General features: G+C 71.3%; 20 protein-coding genes and 1 tRNA gene. 9 read left to right on the top strand and 12 right to left on the bottom strand.

What is annotated here, in order from left to right:
- Window positions 1-9: 9 nt before the first annotated feature.
- The gene (locus BKE41_RS10035; RefSeq protein WP_070999277.1) at window positions 10-1644 is read right to left on the bottom strand and encodes an alpha-D-glucose phosphate-specific phosphoglucomutase; all 1635 of its coding nucleotides are present in this window, start codon (window positions 1642-1644) and stop codon (window positions 10-12) included.
- 217 nt (window positions 1645-1861) lie between these two features.
- On the opposite strand from BKE41_RS10035, the gene BKE41_RS10030 reads away from it, so the two are divergent.
- A complete protein-coding gene (locus tag BKE41_RS10030) occupies window positions 1862-2983 on the top strand; it encodes an alpha/beta hydrolase (protein WP_083374338.1) in 1122 nt (373 codons plus the stop codon).
- A 205-nt stretch (window positions 2984-3188) separates the two neighbouring features.
- On the opposite strand, the gene scpA is transcribed toward BKE41_RS10030, so the two are convergent.
- The 9 genes from scpA to BKE41_RS09985 form a co-directional block, all read right to left on the bottom strand.
- Window positions 3189-5354, bottom strand: coding sequence for a methylmalonyl-CoA mutase (gene scpA / locus BKE41_RS10025; protein ID WP_012318719.1), 2166 nt, complete (start codon window positions 5352-5354; stop codon window positions 3189-3191).
- Window positions 5355-5456: 102 nt separating this feature from the next.
- Window positions 5457-6176, bottom strand: a complete 720-nt coding sequence (locus BKE41_RS10020; RefSeq protein WP_070999275.1) for an SURF1 family protein — start codon at window positions 6174-6176, stop codon at window positions 5457-5459.
- 80 nt (window positions 6177-6256) lie between these two features.
- Window positions 6257-6661, bottom strand: a complete 405-nt coding sequence (cyoD, locus tag BKE41_RS10015; protein WP_012318717.1) for a cytochrome o ubiquinol oxidase subunit IV — start codon at window positions 6659-6661, stop codon at window positions 6257-6259.
- On the bottom strand, window positions 6658-7290 hold the full coding sequence (cyoC, locus tag BKE41_RS10010) for a cytochrome o ubiquinol oxidase subunit III (protein WP_012318716.1): 633 nt from the start codon (window positions 7288-7290) through the stop codon (window positions 6658-6660). The genes cyoD and cyoC overlap by 4 nt, the downstream gene beginning before the upstream one ends.
- Before the next feature lie 4 nt (window positions 7291-7294).
- Entirely contained in the window at window positions 7295-9295 is a 2001-nt protein-coding gene (gene cyoB / locus BKE41_RS10005) for a cytochrome o ubiquinol oxidase subunit I (RefSeq protein ID WP_029359356.1), read from the bottom strand.
- 75 nt (window positions 9296-9370) lie between these two features.
- Complete coding sequence (gene cyoA / locus BKE41_RS10000) at window positions 9371-10600, bottom strand: ubiquinol oxidase subunit II (protein ID WP_012318714.1); 1230 nt, start codon at window positions 10598-10600, stop codon at window positions 9371-9373.
- A gap of 132 nt (window positions 10601-10732) precedes the next feature.
- A complete protein-coding gene (locus tag BKE41_RS09995) occupies window positions 10733-12064 on the bottom strand; it encodes an MFS transporter (RefSeq protein ID WP_012318713.1) in 1332 nt (443 codons plus the stop codon).
- A 167-nt stretch (window positions 12065-12231) separates the two neighbouring features.
- Window positions 12232-14418: a glycosyltransferase family 2 protein gene (locus tag BKE41_RS09990; protein WP_012318712.1), complete on the bottom strand. Its 2187-nt coding sequence runs from the start codon at window positions 14416-14418 to the stop codon at window positions 12232-12234.
- Window positions 14418-15461 carry a hypothetical protein gene (locus BKE41_RS09985; RefSeq protein ID WP_070999273.1) on the bottom strand — a complete coding sequence of 348 codons (1044 nt, stop codon included), beginning with the start codon at window positions 15459-15461 and terminating at the stop codon, window positions 14418-14420. The genes BKE41_RS09990 and BKE41_RS09985 overlap by 1 nt, the downstream gene beginning before the upstream one ends.
- Before the next feature lie 477 nt (window positions 15462-15938).
- On the opposite strand from BKE41_RS09985, the gene BKE41_RS09980 reads away from it, so the two are divergent.
- Window positions 15939-16013 (top strand) — tRNA-Val (locus tag BKE41_RS09980).
- A 761-nt stretch (window positions 16014-16774) separates the two neighbouring features.
- Here the strand turns inward: BKE41_RS09980 and BKE41_RS09975 are convergent.
- Both BKE41_RS09975 and BKE41_RS09970 read right to left on the bottom strand, forming a co-directional pair.
- Entirely contained in the window at window positions 16775-16993 is a 219-nt protein-coding gene (locus BKE41_RS09975) for a hypothetical protein (RefSeq protein WP_012318710.1), read from the bottom strand.
- A gap of 61 nt (window positions 16994-17054) precedes the next feature.
- The gene (locus BKE41_RS09970) at window positions 17055-17420 is read right to left on the bottom strand and encodes a hypothetical protein (RefSeq protein ID WP_029359355.1); all 366 of its coding nucleotides are present in this window, start codon (window positions 17418-17420) and stop codon (window positions 17055-17057) included.
- Window positions 17421-17713: 293 nt separating this feature from the next.
- On the opposite strand from BKE41_RS09970, the gene BKE41_RS09965 reads away from it, so the two are divergent.
- From BKE41_RS09965 to BKE41_RS09940, 7 genes are all read left to right on the top strand, one after another.
- Window positions 17714-18223 carry a hypothetical protein gene (locus BKE41_RS09965; RefSeq protein WP_024830395.1) on the top strand — a complete coding sequence of 170 codons (510 nt, stop codon included), beginning with the start codon at window positions 17714-17716 and terminating at the stop codon, window positions 18221-18223.
- Complete coding sequence (locus BKE41_RS09960; RefSeq protein WP_029359354.1) at window positions 18220-18711, top strand: hypothetical protein; 492 nt, start codon at window positions 18220-18222, stop codon at window positions 18709-18711. The genes BKE41_RS09965 and BKE41_RS09960 overlap by 4 nt, the downstream gene beginning before the upstream one ends.
- 299 nt (window positions 18712-19010) lie before the next feature.
- Window positions 19011-19148, top strand: a complete 138-nt coding sequence (locus BKE41_RS31595; RefSeq protein WP_012318706.1) for a hypothetical protein — start codon at window positions 19011-19013, stop codon at window positions 19146-19148.
- 214 nt (window positions 19149-19362) lie between these two features.
- Window positions 19363-20142: an SDR family oxidoreductase gene (locus tag BKE41_RS09955; protein WP_012318705.1), complete on the top strand. Its 780-nt coding sequence runs from the start codon at window positions 19363-19365 to the stop codon at window positions 20140-20142.
- Window positions 20143-20199: 57 nt separating this feature from the next.
- Window positions 20200-21483 (top strand): amidase, encoded by a 1284-nt coding sequence (locus BKE41_RS09950; protein WP_012318704.1) that lies wholly within the window; start codon window positions 20200-20202, stop codon window positions 21481-21483.
- Window positions 21484-21890: 407 nt separating this feature from the next.
- A complete protein-coding gene (locus BKE41_RS09945) occupies window positions 21891-22145 on the top strand; it encodes a hypothetical protein (protein ID WP_012318703.1) in 255 nt (84 codons plus the stop codon).
- Between the two features lie 249 nt (window positions 22146-22394).
- Window positions 22395-23198, top strand: coding sequence for a class II aldolase/adducin family protein (locus tag BKE41_RS09940; protein ID WP_012318702.1), 804 nt, complete (start codon window positions 22395-22397; stop codon window positions 23196-23198).
- Window positions 23199-23279: the final 81 nt, after the last annotated feature.

Below are 23279 nucleotides of genomic sequence, written 5' to 3'. Positions count from 1 at the left end.
CCCGCTCCCTCAGGTCACCACGCTCGGCTCGGCCCGGCCGGTGCGCGGCGCGATCTCGGCGATCGCGCGGGCCGCGGCCGCGACCGGGGCCAGCATTTCGGCCACGGCCAAGTCGAGCCGGTCCGGCGCGTTCTCGTAGCGCTCCAGGTAGACCCGCAGCGTCGCCCCGGCGGTGCCGGTGCCCGAGAGCCGGAACACCGCCCGCGCGTCCTCGGCGAAGCCGATCCGGATACCCTGACGCTCGGTGAGCGAGCCGTCCACCGGATCGCGATAGGCGAACTCGTCGGCCGTCGACACCGTGAGCTCGCCGATCCGCGTGCCCGGCAGCCCGGCGAGTTTTTCGCGGAGCGCGTCCATCAGGCCGTTGGCGGCGTCCGAATCCACCTCCTCGTAGTCGTGGCGGGCGTAGTAGTCCCGCCCGTAGGTGCGCCAATGCGCCCGCACCAGCGCGTCGGCGCGCTCGCCGGTGGCCGCCAGGATGTTGAGCCAGAGCAGCACCGCCCAGAGCCCGTCCTTCTCGCGCACGTGGTTCGAGCCGGTGCCGGCGCTCTCCTCGCCGCACAGGGTGATGAGGCCCGCGTCGAGGAGATTCCCGAAGAACTTCCAGCCGGTGGGGGTCTCGTAGGCCTCGATGCCGAGGGCGGCCGCGACCCGGTCGGCGGCGCGGCTCGTGGGCATCGACCGGGCGACGCCCGCGAGCCCGCCCGCGTAGCCCGGCGCCCGGTGGGCGTGGGCGGCGAGCAGCGCGAGGCTGTCGCTCGGCGTCACGAACAGGCCCGGCGCCACGATCATGTTGCGGTCGCCGTCGCCGTCCGAGGCGGCGCCGAAATCCGGCGCGTCCGGGCCCTGCATCAGGTCGAACAGGTCGTGGCAGTGGACCGGGTTCGGGTCCGGGTGGTGGCCGCCGAAATCCTCCTCCGGGACGGCGTTGACCACCGTGCCTGCGGGGGCGCCGAGCATCCCCTCCAGGATCGCCGTCGCGTAGGGGCCGGTCACCGCGCTCATGGCGTCGAAGCGCATGCGGAAGCCGGAGGCGAACAGGCGCGACACCGCGTCGAAGTCGATCAGCGTGCGCATCAGTTCGGCGTAGTCGGCCACCGGGTCGATCACCGTGACCGTCATGGCACCGAGGCGGGTGTCGCCGAGCGTGTCGAGGTCGAGGTCCGGAGCCTCGACGAGGCGATAGTCCGTGATCGCCCTGGCGCGCGCGAAGATCGCGTCTGTGACCGACTCGGGCGCCGGGCCGCCGTTGGCGGCGTTGAACTTGATGCCGAAATCGCCCTCCGGTCCGCCGGGATTGTGGCTCGCCGAGAGGACGATGCCGCCGAGCGCCTTGGCCTTCCGGATCACGCAGGAGGCGGCGGGCGTCGAGAGCAGGCCGCCGCGCCCGACCAGGACCCGGCCGAACCCGTTGCCGGCGGCGAGGCGCAGCGTCTTCTGCACCACCTCGCGGTTGAGGAACCGGCCGTCGCCGCCCAGCACAAGGGTGGCGTCCGCCTTGTCGGGCAGGGTGTCGAAGATCGCCTGGACGAAGTTCTCGACGTAGTTCGGCTGCCGGAACACGGGCACCTTCTTGCGCAGGCCGGAGGTGCCCGGCTTCTGGTCGGGGAAGGGCGTGGTCGCGACGGTCGTCGGGGTCGTCATAAGCGGGCGTCTCCCGGGCTCTCCCGCCTCAATGCCCGCGCGAAGGCGCGGCGTCACCAGCCCCGGCGACAGGGACGGGCTTTTTTCACGCTGTTTCGCCGGATCGGGCGACGGAATCCGCCGCCTGTCCGGCCGCCCGCGCCGCCGGGCGTTGCACCGGTCGACACCCGTGGGTTGAATGACCGGAGCCGCCAGACAAGGCGGGCCGGAGGAAACCATGGCGGACAGACGCGCGCAGACAGATCCGAACCGGGCGCCCCCGGGCAAGGATCCGCCCCGGGGCCTGGCCCGGCGCCATCTGGTCGGAGCCCTCGCCGTCGGTGCGGCGGTCGCGGCGACGCCGGCGCGGGCGGCCGCCCCGCCGGGCCGGCTGGCGACGGAGGAGTTCCGCCTGCCCTGGAGCGAGCCCGGCGTCGACATCTACGTGCGCAGCAAGCGTCCGGCCGGCACCGACACGTTCCCGGGCGACCGGATCCTGCTCTACGTGCACGGCTCGACCTACCCGTCCTCCACGGCGTTCGACCTGCCCCTCGGCGGGATGTCGGCCATGGACTACCTCGCGGGCCTCGGCTTCGACGTCTACTGCGTGGACCTGCCGGGCTACGGCCTGTCCGGGCGCCCGGCCGCCATGGACGCGCCGCCGGACGACAACCCGCCGCTGATGCGCACGCCCGACGCCGCCAAGGTCGTGGGGCAGGTCGTCGACTTCATCAAGAAGCGGCGCAGCGTCGAGAAGATCGACCTGATGGGCTGGTCCTGGGGGACCTCCACCATGGGGCTCTACACCAGCACCCACAACGACAGCGTCAACCGTCTCGTCCTCTACGCGCCGCAATGGCTCGCGCGCACGCCGGGCCTGATCGGCGGCGGCGGCAAGGTGGGTGCCTACCGCACCGTCAGCCGGGACAGCGCCCGGGCCCGCTGGCTGACCGGGGTGCCCGAGGACAAGAAGGCCGACCTGATCCCGGCGGGCTGGTTCGACCAGTGGGCCGACGCGACCTTCGCGACCGACGCGGCCGGCGCGAAACGGTCGCCGCCGGTCCTGCGCGCGCCGAACGGCACGGTCGCCGACAAGGACGCCTACTGGGCGGCCGGCAAGCCGCTCTACGACCCGGGCGAGATCCGCGTGCCGGTGCTGATCATCCACGCCGAGTGGGACGCCGACCTGCCGAGCTATCAGGCGCAGGAGTACTTCACCAAGCTCACCCACGCCCCCTACAAGCGCTTCGTCGAGCTGGGGGAGGGCACCCACACGGTGATGATGGAGAAGAACCGCATGCAGTTCCTCCACGCCGTCGGGGCGTTCCTCACGGAGGCGGACCCGCAGGCGCTGAACTGAGCGCCCCATCCCCGGGGCCGGCCGATCCCATGCCACCGCCTCATTCTGCGGTGCCCGCGCCAGGGAGCCTCCGAGGAGGGGTCAGGGATCGCGCGACTGGCCGGAGGCCTCCTTCGAGGCCTCCGCTGCGCTCCGGCATCTCCGGTTGAGGGCGGGGGCGGGAAGGATCGGGGCGGCCAAGCCCGGCCACCGCGGGAGGCTCGCCCTACTCCGCCGCCTGCCGGGCCGCGTAGCCCAGCCGCTCGTTCAGCGCGCGGATCAGCTTGGCGGCCGCCTCGGCGATCACCGTGCCGGGCGGGAAGATCGCCGCCGCGCCGGCCGCCGTCAGCGCCTCGTAGTCGCCCGGCGGGATGACGCCGCCGATGGCGATCATCACGTCGTCGCGGCCCTGCTCGGTGAGCGCCGCCTTCAGCTCCGGCACCAGGGTCAGGTGGCCGGCCGCCAGCGACGAGACGCCGACGATGTGGACGTCGTTCTCCACCGCTTGGCGGGCGGCCTCCGCCGGCGTGGCGAAGAGCGGCCCGATATCCACGTCGAAGCCGAGATCCGCGAAGGCCGAGGCGATCACCTTCTGGCCGCGGTCGTGCCCGTCCTGGCCCATCTTGGCGACCAGGATGCGCGGCCGGCGGCCGTCATTCTCCTCGAACGCCTCGACCAGCGCCCGGACTTCCTCGACCACAGGCGACATGCCCCCCACCTCGCGCTTGTAGACGCCGGAGATCGAGCGGATCTCGGCGCGGTGCCGGCCCCAGGCCTTCTCCAGGGCCTCGGAAATCTCGCCCACCGTCGCCTTGGCGCGGGCCGCCTCGACGGCGAGTTCCAGCAGGTTGCCGGCGCCGTCGGCGGCCTTCGTGAGCGCGTCGAGCCGGTCCGCGACCGTCGCCTCGTCGCGCTCGGCGCGCAGGCGCTTGAGCTTGTCGATCTGGAGCCGGCGGACGTTGCCGTTGTCGACCCGCAGCAGCTCGATCGCCATCTCGTCGTCGGCCCGGAACTTGTTCACGCCCACGATAGTCTGGCGGCCGGAATCGATCCGCGCCTGCGCCCGCGCGGCGGCCTCCTCGATGCGCAGCTTCGGGATGCCGGCCTCGATCGCCTTGGCCATGCCGCCGAGCCCGTCGACCTCGCGGATGTGCTCCCAGGCCCGGGCGACCATGTCGGCGGTGAGCTTCTCCACGTAGTAGGAGCCGCCCCAGGGATCGACGATCCGGGTGGTGCCGCTCTCCTGCTGGAGGAACAGCTGGGTGTTGCGGGCGATCCGGGCCGAGAAGTCGGTCGGCAGCGCCAGCGCCTCGTCGAGCGCGTTGGTGTGGAGCGACTGCGTGCCGCCCTGCGTCGCCGCCATCGCCTCGATGTTGGTGCGGGTGACGTTGTTGAACACGTCCTGGGCGGTGAGCGACCAGCCCGACGTCTGCGAGTGGGTGCGCAGGGCGAGCGACTTCTCCGACTTCGGATCGAAGCCCTTCACGAGCTTCGCCCAGATCAGGCGCGCGGCCCGCATCTTGGCGACCTCCATGAAGAAGTTGGTCGAGATCGCCCAGAAGAACGACAGGCGCGGGGCGAACTGGTCGATGGTCAGCCCGGCCGCCAGCCCGGCCTTGATGTACTCGACGCCGTCGGCCAGCGTGTAGGCGAGCTCCAGGTCGTTCGTCGCCCCGGCCTCCTGCATGTGGTAGCCGGAGATCGAGATCGAGTTGAACTTCGGCATATTCTTGGACGTATATGCGAAGATATCGGAGATGATCCGCATCGATCCCTTGGGGGGATAGATGTAGGTGTTGCGGACCATGAATTCTTTTAGAATGTCATTTTGAATGGTGCCCGCGAGCTTCTGCGGCGGCACGCCCTGCTCCTCGGCGGCGACGATGTAGAGGGCGAGGATCGGCAGCACGGCGCCGTTCATCGTCATCGACACGGTCATCTCGTCGAGGGGAATCCCCGAGAACAGCGTGCGCATGTCGTAGATCGAGTCGATCGCCACGCCCGCCATGCCGACATCGCCCGAGACGCGGGGATGGTCGGAATCGTAGCCGCGGTGCGTGGCGAGGTCGAAGGCCACCGACAGGCCCTTCTGTCCGGCCGCGAGGTTGCGGCGGTAGAAGGCGTTTGAATCCTCGGCCGTGGAGAAGCCGGCGTACTGCCGGATCGTCCAGGGCTGGGTGACGTACATGGTCGGGTAGGGGCCGCGCAGGAACGGCGCGAGACCCGGATAGGTGTCGAGGAACTCGATGCCCTCCCGGTCCTCCGGCCCGTAGCGGCCCTTCACCGGGATGCCCTCCGGCGTCATCCAGGGCTCGCCGAGCGCCGGGGCCGCGATCGCGAGTGATTCGCCGGCGAGCGGGATTTCGGCGAAGTTCGGGATGCGGGAGGTCATGGCGTTGACTCGTTGTGGCGTTTGTCACGCCATTATAGGGACCCGCTCGGAGCGGGCTACTCCCCTATCGGTCAAGCTTCCGCGGAGGCGCCTGAGCGCAGCTCAGCGCAGCTCGGAGTCCCGGTCGCCCGGGCCGCGCCGCAGGAGGTAGACCACGGCGCCGGCCAGCATCAGCGCCATCCCGTACCACGTGATCGCGTAGACGAGATGGTTGTTGGGGAAGGCGATCACCGTCAGCCCGCCCACCGGGAGGCCGCCGGGATTGGGCGTCGCGTCGGCGTCCACGAAGTAGGGCGCGACGTCGCCCAGGCCACGCGCGGCCGCGATGGCGGCGACGTCCCGGGAGTACCAGCGGTCATCCTTGGGATCGTTGGCGCGCAGGAACGCGCCCTTCGGTTCGGTCAGCCGCAGGAGGCCGGTCACCGTCGCCGCGCCCGCGAGCTGCCCGGCCGCCCGGGTCGCCGGATCGCGCCGGGCGCCGGGCACGAAGCCGCGATTGACCAGCACGAGGGTGCCGTCCGGACGCCGCAGGGGCGTCAGCACCCAGAAGCCGCCGCCGAGTTCCGTGACGGCCTGAACCAGGGTCTCGCGATCGTTCAGGAAGGTGCCGGAGAGCCGGACGTGCCGGTAGGCGTCGTCGGGGCTGACGCGCGGCCAGTCGGCGGGGCCGGGGGCCGGCACGGGCGGGGCGTGGACCCGGGCATCGACCCGGGCGATCAGGTCGAGCTTCCAGGCCCGCCGCTCCACCTGCCACGTGCCGAGGCCGAGCAGGACCAGGAAGACGATTCCCGCGCCGACGCCGAACACGGCGCGCCGCAGCAACGAGAGCGGGGCCGGGGAGGGGGTCGGTCCCGGATCAGCCCCCCCTCCCGGCCCCGCGGGCCTCATCTCCGGACGCGCGCTCAGCGGGCGTTGTTCATGACGTCGTGGGCATCCATCGGCATCATGTTGTGGTTGAGGTGGTACATCACCCACACCGAGCCGGCGAGCATGATCACCACCAGCGTGATGGTGAAGATCAGCGCCATGAAGGTCCAGCCGCCCTCCGACTTCGTGCTCATGTGCAGGAAGTAGATGACGTGCACGACCATCTGGACGCCGCCGAGCGCCAGGATGACCAGGGTGGTGACGAGGCTGTTGTCGAGGACGTTGCCCATCACCAGCCAGAACGGGATCACCGTCAGGATCACCGACAGGACGAAGCCCGTCATGTAGCTCTGGAAGGTGCCGTGGCCGCCCTCGCTGTGGGCGTGGGCGTCGTGCGTGTCCTGACCGTGACCGGTGAGGTGGCGTGCGTCGGCGCTCATTCGAGCACTCCCATCAGGTAGACGACGGTGAAGACGCCGATCCAGATCAGGTCGAGGAAGTGCCAGAACATCGACAGGCACATCAGCCGGCGCTTGTTCTCGACGATCAGGCCGCGCTTGCCCACCTGCACCATCAGCACGACGAGCCACAGGATGCCCATCGAGACGTGCAGGCCGTGGGTCGACACCAGCGTGTAGAAGGAGGACAGGAACGCGCTGCGCCAGGGCGGCGCGCCCTCGTGGAACAGGTGGACGAACTCCCGGATCTCCAGCGCCACGAAGGCCGCGCCGAACAGGCCGGTCACCGCGAGCCAGATCTGGGTCTGCTTCACCCGGTCCCGGTCCATCTCCAGCATGGCGAAGCCGTAGGTGATGGACGAGAACAGCAGCATGGCGGTGTTCACCGCGATGCCCGGCAGGTCGAACAGCTCCTTCGGCGTGGGGCCGGCCGCGTAGCTGCGCCCGAGCACCCCGTAGGTCGCGAACAGGGTCGCGAAGATGAGGCAGTCGCTCATCAGGTAGAGCCAGAACCCGAGCATGGTCGAGCCCTCGGAATGATGGCCCTCCTCGTCGATCTGGTAGAAGACCGGCGCCGCGGCGCCGGGGGGTGCAGTCTCCGCGTGCATCATCGGATCACGCCATCTCCAGTTCGCGCGTCCGCTGACCTTCCGTCCGACTGACGACGTCGGCGGGAATGTAGTAGTCGCGATTGTAATTGAAGGTGTGGGCGATCGCCACGACGAAGATCGCCACGAAGCTGAGGATCGCCAGCCACCAGACGTACCAGACCATGGCCAGGCCGAAGATGAGGTTCAGGGCCGCCAGGATCGCGCCGGCCGCGGTGTTCTTGGGCATGTGGATCGGCTTGTAGCCCTTGAGCGGACGGTCGAAGCCGCGGTTCTTCATGTCCCACCACGCGTCGGAATCGTGGACCACCGGCGTGAAGGCGAAGTTGTAGTCCGGCGGCGGCGAGGAGGTGGACCATTCCAGCGTCCGGCCGCCCCACGGGTCGCCGCTCAGGTCGCGCAGCTTGTCGCGGTTGCGGATCGAGACCACGAACATGACGATCTGCGAGGCGATGCCGCAGGCGATGAGCGCCGCGCCGATGGCGGCGATCACGAACCAGATCTGCAGCGACGGATCGTCGAAGTGCTGCATGCGCCGGGTCACGCCCATCAGGCCGAGCACGTAGAGCGGCATGAAGGCGACGTAGAACCCGGTCACCCAGAACCCGAGGGCCATCTTCCCCCAGAACTCGTCGAGCTTGAAGCCGAAGGCCTTGGGGAACCAGAAGGTCACGCCGGCGAACATGCCGAACAGCACGCCGCCGATGATCACGTTGTGGAAGTGCGCGATCAGGAACAGCGAGTTGTGCAGGACGAAGTCGGCCGGGGGCACCGCCAGGAGGACGCCGGTCATGCCGCCGATCACGAAGGTGACGATGAACGCCACCACCCACAGCATCGGCACCTCGAACCGGATCCGGCCGCGGTACATCGTGAACATCCAGTTGAAGATCTTCGCGCCCGTCGGGATCGAGATGATCATGGTCGTGATCCCGAAGAACGAGTTCACGTCCGCGCCCGAGCCCATCGTGAAGAAGTGGTGCAGCCACACGAGGTAGGCGAGGATGGTGATGACCACCAGCGCGTAGACCATCGAGGTGTAGCCGAACAGGCGCTTGCCGCAGAAGGTCGAGGTGATCTCCGAGAACACCCCGAAGGCGGGCAGGATCAGGATGTAGACCTCCGGGTGACCCCAGATCCAGATCAGGTTGAAGTACAGCATGGCGTTGCCGCCGAGGTCGTTCGTGAAGAAGTGCGTGCCGACGTAGCGGTCGAGCGACAGCATCGCGAGAACGGCCGTGAGGATCGGGAAGGCGGCCACGATCAGGATGTTGGTGCACAGCGCCGACCAGACGAAGATCGGCAGCTTCATCATGGTCATGCCGGGCGCCCGCATCTTCACGATGGTGGCGACCAGGTTGATGCCCGAGAGCAGCGTCCCGATACCGGCGATCTGCAGCGCCCAGATGTAGTAGTCGACGCCGACGCCGGGGCTCATCGCCGCCCCGGAGAGGGGCGGGTAGGCGAGCCAGGTGGCGCGGGAGAACTCGCCGACGAACAGCGAGACCATCACCAGCAGGCCGCCGGCGACCGTCATCCAGAAACTGAAGTTGTTCAGGAACGGGAAGGCGACGTCGCGGGCGCCGATCTGCAGCGGCACGGCGAAGTTCATGAGCCCCGTGACGAACGGCATCGCCACGAAGAAGATCATGATCATGCCGTGGGCGGTGAAGATCTGGTCGTAGTGGTGCGGCGGCAGGAAGCCCTGCTGATCGCCGAAGGCGACCGCCTGCTGGGAGCGCATCAGGATCGCGTCGGCGAAGCCGCGCAGCAGCATGATGCCCGCGAAGATGCAGTACATGATGCCGATCTTCTTGTGGTCGATCGACGTGATCCAGTCACGCCACATCGGCCCCCAGAAGCGGTAGTAGGTGATGACGCCCAGCACGGTGAGGCCGACGACGGCCACGCCGGCGAACGTCGCCTGCAGGATCGGCTCGTGATAGGGGATCTGCTCGATCGTAAATCGCCCGACGAGCAGCTGCTGTAGGTCCAGGTTTGCGAACATGGGATCGGCCCGTTCAGTGGGTTCGACGGCGACCGCCGGTTGTGTGTGTGGAGTCCGCTGTCAGCACGCGCGGCCTCACTGGTTCAGCTGCTTGGGGGCGATCTGGCCGCCCTCGCTCTGGCCCTCGCCGGAGCCCTTGCCCTGGCTGTCGGGCGACTTCTGGCCCCGGACGTCCGGGTTGCCCATGTCGGGCCGCGGCTTCATGCCCTGCGGCTGCGTCTGGCCGTGGGGCAGGGTCTCCGAGGCCGGCGCCGTCGCGCCGGGCCCCTCGACGCCGCGCTCCGCGAGGCGGTTGTCGTACTGCAGGCGCTTGTAGTTCTCGGCGGCCTCCGCGCCGTGGGCCCCGCCCTGCGCGTCGATCTTCACCATCTCGCCGACGCACATCTGGTCGGGCCGCGGGCACATGCCGATGATCCGGTCGTAGAGGCCCTTCATGTACGCCTTGTAGAACCGCGCCGGCTCGGCCTCGCTCGGCTCTTCGAGCTTCAGGTAGGCCTCCTGGGTGAGCTCGCCGCCCTCGGCCTTGGCCTTGGCGATCCACTTGTCGAAGCCCTCGTTGGTGAGGCCGTGGAACTTGAAGAACATGTTGGAGAAGCCGGCGCCGCTGTAGTGCGCCGAGCGGCCCTCGTAGGCGCCCTCGCGGTTGATCACCGCGTGGAGCTGGGTCTGCATGCCGGGCATCGCGTAGACCATGCCGGCGAGCGTGGGCACGTAGAACGTGTTCATCACGTCGGTGGCGGTGATCTTGAAGCGGATCGGCCGGTCCACCGGCGCGGCGAGCTCGTTGACCGTGGCGATCCCGTATTGCGGGTAGAGGAACAGCCACTTCCAATCCATGGCCACCGCCTCGACCTCCAGCGGCACGGTACCGGCCGGGACGTCGCGCTTCGGGTCGATCTTGCTGAGCGGCCGGAACGGATCGAGGGTGTGGGTCCCGATCCAGGTCAGGGCGCCGAGCGCGATGATGATCATCAGCGGCGCCGTCCAGATCAGCACCTCGAGCTGGGTCGAGTGGTGCCATTCGGGATCGTAGACCGCGTCCTCGTTGGTCGCGCGGTAGCGCCACGCGAAGATCAGCGTGAAGGCGATCACCGGGACGATGATCAGGAGCATCAGCCCGGTCGCCGCCAGCACGAGGTTGCGCTGCTGCTCGGCCACGTAGCCGGCCGGGTGCAGGACCACGAAGTTGCAGCCGCCGAGCAGGGTCAGGAGCGGCAGGGCGAGGAGCGGCAGGAGGCGCCGCCCGCGGCCGCCTCGGCGGGTCGCGGCGTCGGTCCTGTCCGGTCGATGGATCGTGGAGGTCACAGCACGCGTCTCGTCATCCCAGGCCGCTCGCGCGGCGCTTCTGCCATGCCGCTGCCGCGGCGCTTCAGCCGTGCCGCGCGAGGCGGCGTTCCCGTCAGCTCACGGGCGGGCCGGGCGGCCCGCGCCGCCGACTCACATCTGGCGCAGTTCCGACCGGTCGGTGAACAGGGCCACGAGGCTGCAGACGGCGCCGGAGAGGAGGTAGACGCCGATCATCGCCAGGCCGTAGCGCTGCGACAGGAACAGGGCCACCAGGGGGGCGAAACCGGCCCCGAGCAGCCACGCGAAGTCGGAGGTGAGCGCGGCGCCGGTGTAGCGGTAGTGGTTGCCGAGGCGGGCGCTCACCGCACCCGCGGTCTGGCCGTAGGCGAGGCCGAGCAGCATGAAGCCGATCGTGACGTAGATGGTCTGGCCGATGGCGCTCTCGCCGAACAGGAGCGGCGCGATGATGCTGCCGACGGCGAAGAAGGCGATCAGCGAAGAGCTCATGATCAGGCAGTTGCGGCGGCCGATCTGGTCGGCGATCAGCCCCGAGGCGGCCACCGCGCCGGCGCAGACGATGGCGCCGGAGAACTGCACGATCAGGAACTCGCCCGGCGAGCGGGTGGTGCTGTTCAGCGCGAGCCACGCGATCGGGAAGATCGTCACGAGGTGGAACAGCGCGAAGGCGGCGAGCGGCACGAAGGCGCCGCGAACCACGTCGCCGGCGTGGTGACGGAACAGCTCCAGGGCCGGGACCGGGCGCAGCCGGTCGAGGTCCATCATCCGGGCGAACTCGTCGGTGGCGACGAGGCGCAGCCGGGCGAACAGCGCGACCACGTTGATGGTGAAGGCGCAGTAGAACGGGAAGCGCCAGCCCCAGTCGATGAAGTCGGCCTCGTCGAGGTTGACGAGGAAGAACGCGAACAGGGCGCTCGCCACCATGAAGCCCAGCGGCGCGCCGAGCTGCGGGATCATCGCGTACCAGCCGCGGCGCTCGCGCGGCGCGTTCATGGCGAGCAGGGAGGCGAGACCGTCCCAGGCGCCCCCGAGGGCGAGGCCCTGCAGGATCCGCAGGCCGGCCAGGATGTAGACCGCCGAGATGCCGATGCTGTCGTAGCGCGGCAGGAAGCTCACCGCCGCCGTCGACCCGCCGAGCAGGAACAGGGCGGTGGTCAGCTTGACGCTGCGCCCGTGGCGCCGGTCGATCGCCATGAAGATCACGGTGCCGACCGGGCGGGCGATGAAGGCGAGGGCGAAGATCGAGAAGGCGTAGAGGGTGCCCTTCAGCGGGTCGACGAAGGGGAAGAACACCTTCGGGAAGACCAGCACGCAGGCGATGCCGAACACGAAGAAGTCGAAGTATTCGGACGCGCGTCCGATCACCACGCCGATGGCGATCTCGTTGGGATGGACCTTGTGGTCTCCCATCGCCTGCTGGGCGTCGCGCTCCAGGCCCGTGACCGTAGGGGTGTTCGCACTCATCTCTGATTGTCGCCCTCGCCGCGCGCCCGTGGGGGCGCCTTGGCCGGAACTGCCTCTTGCGGCATGTCCAGAGGTACCGCAACCGGCTCCGGACGCAAGTTCACCCACTGACGCACGCATAGCACCGCGTGGCCGCAGCCACCGGCGGCGTCAGGGGCGCGGACCGCTCACACGCGGTAATGCGCCGAATTCCGTGACAGGTTGATGTTGTAATAGGGGTCGGCGCGCAGCTCCGGGCCCCAGCGGTCGAGCATGGTCAGCACCTCGCCCTCGAATCGCTTCTGCTTCTCCGGCGTGTCCTCGGCCCCGCGGCTCTTCGACTCGTGATGAATCAATTTCGCGAAGGGCGTCCAGACGATCCGGTAGCCGGCCCGGCGGATCTTCAGGCAGAGATCCACGTCGTTGAAGGCGACCTTCAGGGCCTGCGCGTCGAAGCCCCCGACCTCCGCGAACACGTCCGCCCGCATGGCCAGGCACGCGCCGGTGACCGCCGAGACCTCGTGGGCGATGACCATGCGGCAGAAATAGCCCGGATCCGCGTCGGCGACGCCGAGATGGCTGTGGCCGGCCACGCCCCCGATCCCGAGGACGATGCCGCCGTGCTGGATCGTGCGGTCCGGATAGAGGAGCTTGGCCCCGACGGCCCCGATCTCCGGCCGCACCGCGTGGCGGACCAGCTCGGCGAGCCAGCCGGGCTCGAGCACCTCGATGTCGTTGTTGAGGAACAGGAGCACCGCGCCGGTGGCCGCGGCGGCGCCGCGATTCGACAGATCCGAGAAATTGAATGCCCCCGGCACCGGCACGACGCGCACCCGCGGATCGTCCCGGTAGCGGGCGAACAGGGCGGCGGTCTCGGGCTCGCGGCTGTCGTTGTCGACGATCACCACCTCGATGTCGGGGTAGTCGGTCGCGCCGAGCAGCCCGTCGAGGGTCACCGACAGGATCTCGGCCCGGTCCCGGGTCGGGATGACCGCGGAGACCCGCGGCGGCCGCGCCGGCAGCGGCCGGACCAGGCGGTTGAAGCCGCCGGGACCGCGCTCCGCCCGGCCGCCCCAGGGTGCCACGACCTCCTCCAGGGCGCGCAGGCGCGCGGCCTCCGCCCGGGCGAGTGCCCGGTCCGAGAAGGTGCCGGAGCCCTGCGCGGCGCGCCAGTGATAGAGCACCCGCGGGATGTGGCGGATGCGGGCGGGGTCGAGCCCGTCGGTCAGCCGCAGCAGCAGGTCGTGGTCCTGGCTGCCCTCGAAGCCGGGGCGCAGGCCGCCGACGGCGCGCAGCGCCTCGGTGCGCACGACCGTGAGGTGGTTGATGTAGTTCTGGGCGTAGAGCAGCTCGCGGTCGAAGCAGGACTTGAAGTGCGGGTCGAACCGCCGGCCGCGCCCGTCGATCTTGTCCTCGTCGCTGTAGATCAGCACGAGGCCCGGGTCGCGGCGGAGCGCCCGGGCGACCTCGTAGAGGGCGTCCTCGGTGAGCGCGTCGTCGTGGTCCATGAAGGCGCAGACCGCGCCCCGGGCCATGCCCAGCGCGTCGTTGGTCGCCCGGGCGATGTGGCCGTTCTCGGTCCGGGCCAGGACGCGGATGCGCGGGTCGGCCTCGGCCGCCCGGCTCAGGATCCGCGGGATCTCGGGGCGCGTGGAGGCGTCGTCGACGGCGCACAGTTCCCAGTGGGGGTAGAGCTGCGCGCGCAGCGACGCCAGGGCCGCCCGCAGCACCTTCGGATCCGGATCGTGGACCGGCATCAGCACGGAGATCAGCGGCGGATCGGTCCAGGCGGCGATCTCGGCGGCGATCCCGTCCCGCTCCGCGCGGCGCAGGGTGTGGGTGCCCAGCCAGGCCTCGTAGCCGCTCACGCGCCGGTGGCGCAGCGCCCGGCCGAGGAAGCCCCGCGCGCGCACCTTCTTGCCGAGGATCCGCCAGGTGAAGGCCTGCACGGTCAGGCCGGGATCGCGCAGGAGCCCGCGGGCGGCCAGGACCGGCCGGGCGAGGCGGCGCACGGCGATCCGGCGCAGCCGGACCGGCACCCGCCCCGCCGGATCGGCCACGCGCAGCTCGACGACGTCCTCGGGCAGGCAGCCGATCCACGCGAAGGCACCGCCGCCCCGGGCCTCCTGGGGCAGCAGCGTGCCCGGCCGCCCGTCGGGACCGACGAAGCTGATGTCGGGGAGGGTGTCGCGGGCCTCGGCCGGGTCGTTGGACAGGATGATCTCGACCCAGCGGCCCGCGAGATCCGGCAGCGCGACGCGCAGCCCGTCGGCGCCCGCCCGCGCCGGGAGGGCGCGCCGCTTGCCCCAGAGCCCCGCGACCTGCGCCGTCGGGAGGCGGAGTTCGGGCACCGCCGGCCCGGTCGAACGCACCATCAACTCCAGCTCTTGTCGACCGAGGCCTTCACGGCATCCGACATGGCCACGTCGAACACGATCATGTCCTCGACCGCCTTGACGCTCTTCAGGCGCTCGGCCAGCGCCAGCGTCTCGGCCGGCACCGGCGGCAGGGTCGGGATCGGCGTTCCGATCCCGAGGCGGTCGAACAGCGTCGACGCGAAGGCGGAGAACCGGGTCTTGTGGCCGACGATCCCGACCCGGGCGAGAATCTCGATCGCCGCGATCGAGTTGCCCGGATGCAGCCGGTCGTCCGGCATGCGGGTCCCGAGCTGGCGGGTCAGCGGGTTGTAGAGCAGCCGGTAGGCGGGCTCGGGCAGCATGCGGAAGAAGCGCTTGAGGCTCTTCACGTCGGAGAAGTCGTAGTCGTCCGCGAAGGCGGCGGCCTCGGCCAGCGGCCCCAGGCGCCAGCTGCGCCCGGGATCGGCGGCATCCGCGGCCCGGGCCTTCAGCCAGCGCATCCGGGCCGCCATCTCGATCTGCGGTTCCTGGAGCAGGATGGCCGTGACCATCAGGTCCGGCGTCATGAAGTTCTCGTAGCGCGGGATGGTCACGGCGCCCGACAGGAAGGCCGACGGCGCGGCCGGGCCGGCCAGCACGCAGCTCAGGATCTCGTCCGGCAGCTTGTGGATGCCGAAATAGCAGTGCTGGAAATACGGGAAGAGCGCCGTCTGGAGCACGATCTCGGGCTCGATGCCGGTGTTGACCAGCATCACCCGCTGCCGGATCGGCCCCTCGGCCGGCATGCGCCGGTAGACCAGCACGTTGGTGTCGGCATCGTAGAGTTCGAGCCGCGGGATGTCGGACAGGCCCGGCACCTCGGCCTCGCTGACCACGAAGGTGCATTGCCCCGTGGCGTGCCAGCCGTTGCGCTTGAAGGCCTCGTCGATGACGCTGGCCGGGACCTCGGCCACGCGTCGTCCGTCGACCGCGACCACGACCCGGCTAATGGCGAGGGGATTGTCCGGCACGATCCAGCCGCGGATCGAATCGCCCTGATCGTGGTCGATGAAGTAGCGCATGTCCTGAAGCGTGAGGCGGCGGCATGCCGGCGCCAAGTGTCCGCCATGTGTCGCGGCGCGGCCGGATGCCGAGCGGCAGGGCCATAGCGCATTTTTCCGTCGGCGTGCACCATGGCGCGTTCGGACCGGGGGCGGATCCCGGCGGGTCGACCCCGCCGGCTCGATGTGGCCGTCTCTAAGCCACTGATGCCGAACGCGCTATCCGACCGCGGCGCGATGCGATCGGGTCGGCGCGTGCCCGGGACGGACCGGCGGGGGACGCGATCGATCGGCCTCGGCATGCAGGTTCCGCTTGCGCCCTCGCCGGGCAGCCGCTATAGGCCCCGCCCACCGGAGCCCGAACGGCGCCGGGCCGGGCGCGTAGCTCAGCGGGAGGGCACTACCTTGACAGGGTGGTCGACACTCCTCATAAGCTACTGACCAATATGGACTATCTCGATGGCGTCCAGGTTCGGTGAACCTGATCGTGATCGATGAGGAGACGTAGCACAGCGGTAGTGCATTCCCTTGACATGGGAAAGGTCACAGGTTCGATCCCTGTCGTCTCCACCACTCGACGCCGTGAAGTGTCCGGCTTTCTCCAGAGCACGCGCCTCGAACGGATCCCTCGCGGGATCACCGACCCCGAAGGGGTCTGCCGAACCTGACGCGGCCTTTGGCGGCGCGCTTGCCCGCCTATCCCACAGTCGCTCGGCGGCCCGCCCCGCGCGGCGAGACGATCAGGCTCGCCCGTGCGCGTCATCGGCGCGATGGCGCCCCCTCGTCCGGGGTGAGGAGCCGCACGGGGACCCGTGAGACCCGGACCAGCCGCGCGCGACCGCGTCGGACAGGGACGGGAAGCCGCCGCGCAGGTCGACGGACGCGATCCGGTATCGGTGGTCGCCGACGAACCCGGTTCAACCGCGCCACGCGCCGCGCGCGCCTCGCCCGGCAGGGACGCGGCGATCCGCGGATCGACCTCGAAGCCGATCATGCGCCGACGCCGGATCTGCACCGTCGCGATGCCGCGCGCGGCCGTCCAGGGGATCCAGTCGGTGGAGAGCCGCCGGTCGAGGATCCCGCCCGGTCCGACCGACACCACCGGGCCGCGCCGGAGCAGCGTGCGGAGGACGCGCGCCGCGCACAGCCCGGTCGCCCTCCCGGGCGAGCGATGGATCTCGACGACGGTCAGGGCGATGCGCTCCCGGCTGCCTCCGGCCCCGCGCACGGGCACGCGGTCTCAACAGCGACGGCGCACCGGGGCGGCACCCCGCCGAAGCGGCCTCGGCCGCACTGTCCCGCGGCTACGCCGCGCCGCCGGCGAGACCGGAGTCCTACGGTGTCGCGGCGCGGGCGAGGGCCGCGCGGCGCAGCCGGCAGACGGCCTCCGAGACGCGGCGCGCCCGGTCCCGTCCCGCGTCCGGCCGCGGGCGGTCGCAGGCCTCCGCCACCGCGTCCAGCACGGCCGAGGCCGCCGCCATGACGGCCAGCGCCGTCGCCGAACCGGCCGAGACCAGGAAGAAGATCGTTGCGATGACTTGCGGGGCGGTCATGGCGCACCTCCTCGGGTGCTCCGCGGCGGTTTCGCGGTGGTTTCGCGGGGATGAGGAAGACTTATGACCGCTCTGGCGGGAATCGCGTGCGGCCGAGCACGGGCCGCGTCGCGTCGGGCGCATCGCGTGCGGGACCGGCGCCCGTCCCCGCGGCCGTCGCGCCGGCGGGCTCCGGAGGCGCGGAGAATCTCAGCTCGATCGTCCGGCCCGCGCGCGCGACGACCTCGCAGGCCTGGTTCAGCATCAGGGCGATCGAGACGAGCCGGACGGTGCGCGGCGGCACCGCCTCCGGCCGGACCTCGATCCGCGCGCCGGATGTCCGGAGCTCCCAGATGAGGCAGTCACAGCATTCCTGAGGGTGCCCGAAGAAAATCTGTCCGGTCTTGAAGGCCGGCCTCCAAGCCTCGTCCCAGCGGTACCCGGCCATCGCGATCTCCCGAACGACAACCATTTCAACCCGTAACGACGGACTGATTACGCGGTCATTCGAGGCGCGAATTCTGTATCAAACAACACGTCCTGCGAGCGCGCCGGCGAACCCGCCGCCGGCAGGTGCCGGCGATCCGGCGCCTGCCGAGGGGCCGCCGCCCGTGGCCACCGCGCGCGCGCGATCCGCGGCGTTAATAGTCCGACACCTCATTGCTCGCCGTTTAATCCTTCGTTAACCATTCTAAACAGTTTAGTCGGATCAGAATTGCGTCCACAGGGAGCAGGGGATCCGTGAGCGAGCTGCAGAGGCTTCTGAGCGATCCTCGGTTTCGCTCCGCGGACAAGGTCAAGCGCGGCGCCGGTGCCGCGCCCGAGCCCGACCTCGGCAACGTCCTGCGCGCCGTCGCGTCGTTGCAAGCGCGGACCGAGTCCCCGACACCGCCGGCCGCGCCGCGGGACTGGGACGCGCTCATCAACCGGGTGCAGACCGCCGCGCGCCAGGCGCGCGTGATCGAGGCCCAGGCGCGCGAGCGGGAGGCGCGGATCGAGCAGGTGCTGGATCAGGTCCGGGAGGAGATCCACGCCTCCAACGAGCGCGCCCGGATGGCCGAGATGCAGGCGCGCGAGGTCCAGCTGCGCGCCGAGGCGCAGGTCGCCGCCGCCGAGGAGCGCGCCAAGGCGGCCGAGGCCCGCGCCCGCACCGCCGAGGATCGGGCCCGGCAGGCCGAGGAATGGCTGGACCGCGTCCAGCAGGCGATCCTGTCCGAGTTCTCGGACCTCACCGAGCAGGCCGCGGCATGAGCGCCGCCCGCGCGTGGGACGGGCCGACGGAGCCCCATCCCCTGTCCGACCCGGCCTCGCCGCGCGACGGCCGCGCCGACCCGGTCGACCGGGTCGTGGCGCTGTTCTCCGGCGCCGCCTCGGCCGCGCCGGCGTTTTCCGCGGCCGAGGATGACTGGTCGACGTCCCTGACCGCCGTGCGCGGCGCCGCGGCGCGGTTGCGCGCCCTGCAGGCGAGCGCCCGCGATTCCGTCCGGGAGGCCCAGAGTTCCGTGCGCGCGGCCGAGACGGCGCGCCGCGCCGCGGAGGAGCGGGCCCGCCACGCCGAGGCGCTCCTCGCGGCGGCGCTCGCCCGGGCCGAGCAGGCCGAGGCGCAGGCCCGCGCGTCGGACGAGCGGGCCGAACGGGCGGAGGCCCAGCGGGCGGAGGCGCGGGCGTGGCTGCGCCGGATGCACGAGTGCATGGTCAACGAGTTCGGCGCCCTGTCCGGAGCGGCGGATCGGCCCTGAGCCGGGGCGCGCCGGCCCCGGTCGGGCAAACGTCCGGCCCGGATCGCGCGGCCCGCTCCCCTTGATCCAGGAACGCGGGTATCCGGCCTATCGCCGCGCTGACCCGCCGTGCGTCGGCCCCCGCCGAGCGCGCGACGCAGCCGGCAGGGCGCATGGTGGCCGCGCCGGACGAGGGGCGCCGTGCAGATTTCCCCGAGCTCCCGCAATTGCGAGCACTCGCCTTAAGCCGGCGAAAACAATTCTCAGGCCATAGAATTCTGATCTCGTCGTCTCGACGCCGTCCGCCTGGCAGGATCGCCGTGACCCTCAGCCTCGTCCTCAGCACGTCCCTTCCGCTCCTCACCGGGGCGGTGGCGCTGCTGTGGGCGGGGTTCGTCGCTCCGGAGCGGGAGGAGCGTCCGGACGTGCCCGACGCCCGCGACCTGCGCACGTGGTGAGCGCCGGAAGCCGGCCGGGCGTCCGCGCCCGGTGGCGGCGCGAGCGGCACGGATCCCGGTTCCGGCCGTAAGGCATCCTCCGCCGGACGGCTCCCTACTGACGTCACCCCGGGACGCCCCGCGCCCTGTCCCGGCCCGCTTCCGGGGACGGCCCCCGGCGCGCTATGACGCGCCGGGCGCCTTCGCGGCGAGGGCCGGCTCACGGAGGCTTCCCATGGATCTCGGCTTGAGCGGGCGCCGGGCGCTCGTCTGCGCGGCGAGCAAGGGGCTCGGCAAGGGCTGCGCCCTGGCGCTCGCCCGGGAGGGCGTCGCGGTGACGATCACGGCCCGCACCGCGGAGACGCTGGAGCGGACCGCGGACGAGATCCGCGCCGCGACAGGTGCCACCGTGACCACCGTCGCGGGCGACATCGCCACCGAGGCCGGCCGGGCCGCCGCGCTCGCCGCCTGCCCCGAGCCCGACATCCTGGTCAACAATGCCGGCGGCCCGCCCCCCGGCGATTTCCGCGAGTGGGACCGCGACGCCTGGATCCGGGCGCTCGACGCCAACATGCTGGCGCCGATCGCGCTCATCAAGGCGACGGTCGACGGGATGATCGGCCGCGGGTTCGGCCGGATCGTCAACATCACCTCCGGCGCCGTGAAGGCGCCGATCGAGCATCTCGGCCTGTCGAACGGCGCCCGCTCGGGGCTGACGGGCTTCGTGGCCGGGCTCGCGCGGACGACCGTGCGGCACGGCGTGACGATCAACAACCTGCTGCCCGGCCCCTTCGACACCGACCGGATCCGCAGCAACGCGGCGGCGGGGGCCGCCAAGGCCGGCACCACCGTGGAGGCGTTCCTGGAGGCGCGGGCGCGCGACAACCCCGCCGGCCGCTTCGGCCACCCCGACGAGTTCGGCGCCGCCTGCGCGTTCCTGTGCAGCCAGCAGGCGGGCTTCATCACCGGGCAGAACCTGCTGATGGATGGCGGCGCCTATCCCGGCACGTTCTGACGCGGACCGGCCCTCCGTTTGCAGGGGCGGGCCGGATCACATCGTGCGGTGAGGACCATGAGCGTACGCGAGACCGTCGAGGAGCGTCTGGCCCGGATCGCCGAGGGGGACCCGGCGGTCTTCACCCGCCTGTACGCGGAACAGGCCCGCGCGGCGGCGGACGCCGCCGATGCGCGCCGCCGGGACGGGATCTCCCTCGGCCCCCTCGACGGCGCGATGGTCTCGATCAAGGACCTGTTCGACGTGGCGGGCGAGACGACGCGCGCCGGCTCGATCCTGCTCGCCGACGCGGCGCCCGCGCGGGCCGACGCCCCGGTGGTCGCCCGGCTGCGCCGGGCCGGCGCGGTGATCCTGGGCAAGACCAACATGTCCGAGTTCGCCTTCTCGGGGCTCGGCCTCAACCCGCATTACGGCACCCCCGGCAACGCCGCCGATCCGGCGCGCATCCCCGGGGGCTCGTCCTCCGGCGCCGGGGTCTCGGTGGGGCAGGGGACGAGCGACATCGCGATCGGGTCCGACACGGGCGGCTCCGTCCGGATCCCGGCCGCGCTGAACGGCGTCGTCGGCTTCAAGCCGACCGCAAGCCGCGTGCCGCTGGAGGGAGCGTTCCCGCTGTCCTACGCCCTCGATTCCCTGGGGCCCCTCGCCCGGACGGTCGCGGATTGCGCGGCCGCCGACGCCGTGATGGCGGGCGAGGAGCCCGCGCCGCTGGAGGCGCTCGCCGTCGCCGGCCTGCGCATCGGCGTGCCGCGGGGCCTGCTGTTCACCGAGACGGAAGGGCCTGTCGCCGAGGCCTTCGAGCGGGTGCTGTCGCGCCTGTCCCGGGCCGGCGCCCGGATCGCCGATCACCCGATCGACGACCACCTCGCCGCCATGGACGCGGCGCTCCCGGACGGCTCCCTCGCGGCGATCGAGGCCGCGGCGATCCACGCCGACTGGCTGGACAGCGCGGCCGACCGCTACGACCCGCGGGTCCATCGCCGCATCGTGGCCGGCCGGGGCGCGACGGCCGCGGGCTACATCCGGACGATGCGCCGGCGGGCCGCGCTGATCGCCGCCTTCGACCGGTACCTCGCCCCGCTCGACGTGCTGGCGCTCCCGGCGACCGCCACGACGGCGCCGCTCACCGCCCCGCTGGCGGCGGACGACGCGGCCTTCCTGGCGGCCAACCGCCTGATGCTGCGCAACACCGCGTTCGGCAACTTCTTCGATCTCACCGGCCTGTCCCTGCCGATGCCGGACCTGCCCCGGCCGGCGGGCCTGATGCTGCTGGCCCGGCACGGTCAGGATCGCCGGCTCCTGGCGATCGGGGCCGGGGTCGAGGCCGCGCTGGCGGAGTGAGCGATCATCCATCCGCCGGCGCGCCGCCTGTGCAGGTTGCGCGGGACTGCGCCGCGAGCAGTGATGGAGGGGAATACACGACGAACCTCGCGCGATGCGCGAATGCCGCCGCGCGAACGATGCAGTCATTCGTTGAATGCGCGCCATTGACATCAATCTTCGTTCATAAGCAGCGTGCCACAGGATCGGGGCGCGAAGGATGCGTCGCTCGCGGGAGGGACACGCCGCGCGCCTCATGCGGGTGATGCGGGTCGTGACCCTCGGGTTGAGCGGCCCGGACTCGGCGGGTGCCGCACGGGCGGCGGTCTAGACGGCCCGGTCCGGGCCCCCGTGCTGTCCATCTCGTGGCCCATCCGCGGCCGGCAAAGCGGCTGCCGGCCCAAGGCCGTATCCGGAGACCTGTGACAATGCGCCCCCTCATCACCCCCCTCGCCATCGTGATCGCCCTGACGACGGGGGCGGCGGCGCAATCCGTTCCGGAGCCGCCCATTCAGAGCCCGCAGGACGCCGCCTGCCGCGAGCAGGCGCGGGCCCAGATCTTCAGCTATCCCAACCCGAACAACCTCAGCCTCTACGACCTCGGCTCGCAGATCTGGCACCTGTGCATGGCGTCCTATCATAGCCGCGGCCCCAACCCCGGCCGCACCGATCAGCGCTTCTAGGAGCGCGCCGGACCGACGCGAGACCGTCGACGGCAGGGTCGGCCCCGCGCCACCGGCGCTCGCCGCCCCGACTCGGCCGCGTCCGCGCACGCGCGGCCCGGTGCATTGCCGGGCCGCGCGCCGTGGTGCACCCTGCCGGCGATTCCCGGGCCCGGTCCTCGTCCCGGACCGCCTCAGGAATCGCGGGACCGCCTGCGCCGGGCGGCGATCCCGGAGGGCCGACAGGGCCGACCGGCAGGGAGCCGTCGCATGAGCGCAGCCACACCGTCGATCGTCGCGGACCGGGATACGGACCCCGCCGATCACGCCGCGACCCGCGCGATGCGCGTCGACCTCGCGGCCGCCTACCGGCTGATCCATCGGCTGGGCCTCGACGACAGCATCTACACCCACATCTCGGCGCGGCTGCCGGGCGGCGGGCACCGGTTCCTGATCAACCCCTACGGGATGCGCTTCGAGGAGGTGACGCCGGAGAACCTCGTCACCGTCGACATCGACGGGAAGGTGCTCGAGGACCCGATGGGGCTCGGCATCAACCCGGCCGGGTTCACGATCCACAGCGCCATCCACGCCGCGCGCCACGACGCGATCTGCGTGCTGCACACCCACACGGTGGCGGGCGTCGCGGTCTCCTGCCAGGAGGAGGGGCTCCTGCCCCTGAACCAGTGGTCGATGCAGTTCACGGGGCGCGTCGCCTACCACGCCTACGAGGGCATCGCCCTCGACCTCGACGAGCGGCAGCGGCTGGTGGCCGATCTCGGCGACAAGCCCGTGATGGTGCTGCGCAATCACGGCCTGCTGACCTGCGGCCGCACGGTCGGCGAGGCGTTCCGGCTGATGCACAACATGGAGCGCTCGTGCCGGGCGCAGCTGGCGATCCAGGCGGCGGGCGCGCCGGTGATCCGGCCCTCCTCCGCCATCGCCACCAAGACCGCCGGGCAGTACGCTGCCGGCTACGACCGCGTCGTGGTCCAGGGAGCGCCCGACAACGAGTGGGCGGCGTTCAAGCGGATGCTGGCGCGGACGGATCCGGATTTCTTCGCGAATGGGTGAGGGCGGAACGGTCGCCGGCTGACCAGTTCGGTCGATGCGCCGCTCTCCGTCATCGCGAGCGCAGTGAAGTGACCCCGGGCA

The organism is Methylobacterium sp. C1 (assembly GCF_001854385.1).
GTDB classification, from domain to species: Bacteria; Pseudomonadota; Alphaproteobacteria; order Rhizobiales; family Beijerinckiaceae; genus Methylobacterium; species Methylobacterium radiotolerans.
Note: the sequence above shows the minus strand (reverse complement) of the source record. Positions and strands in the feature narration are given on the sequence as shown.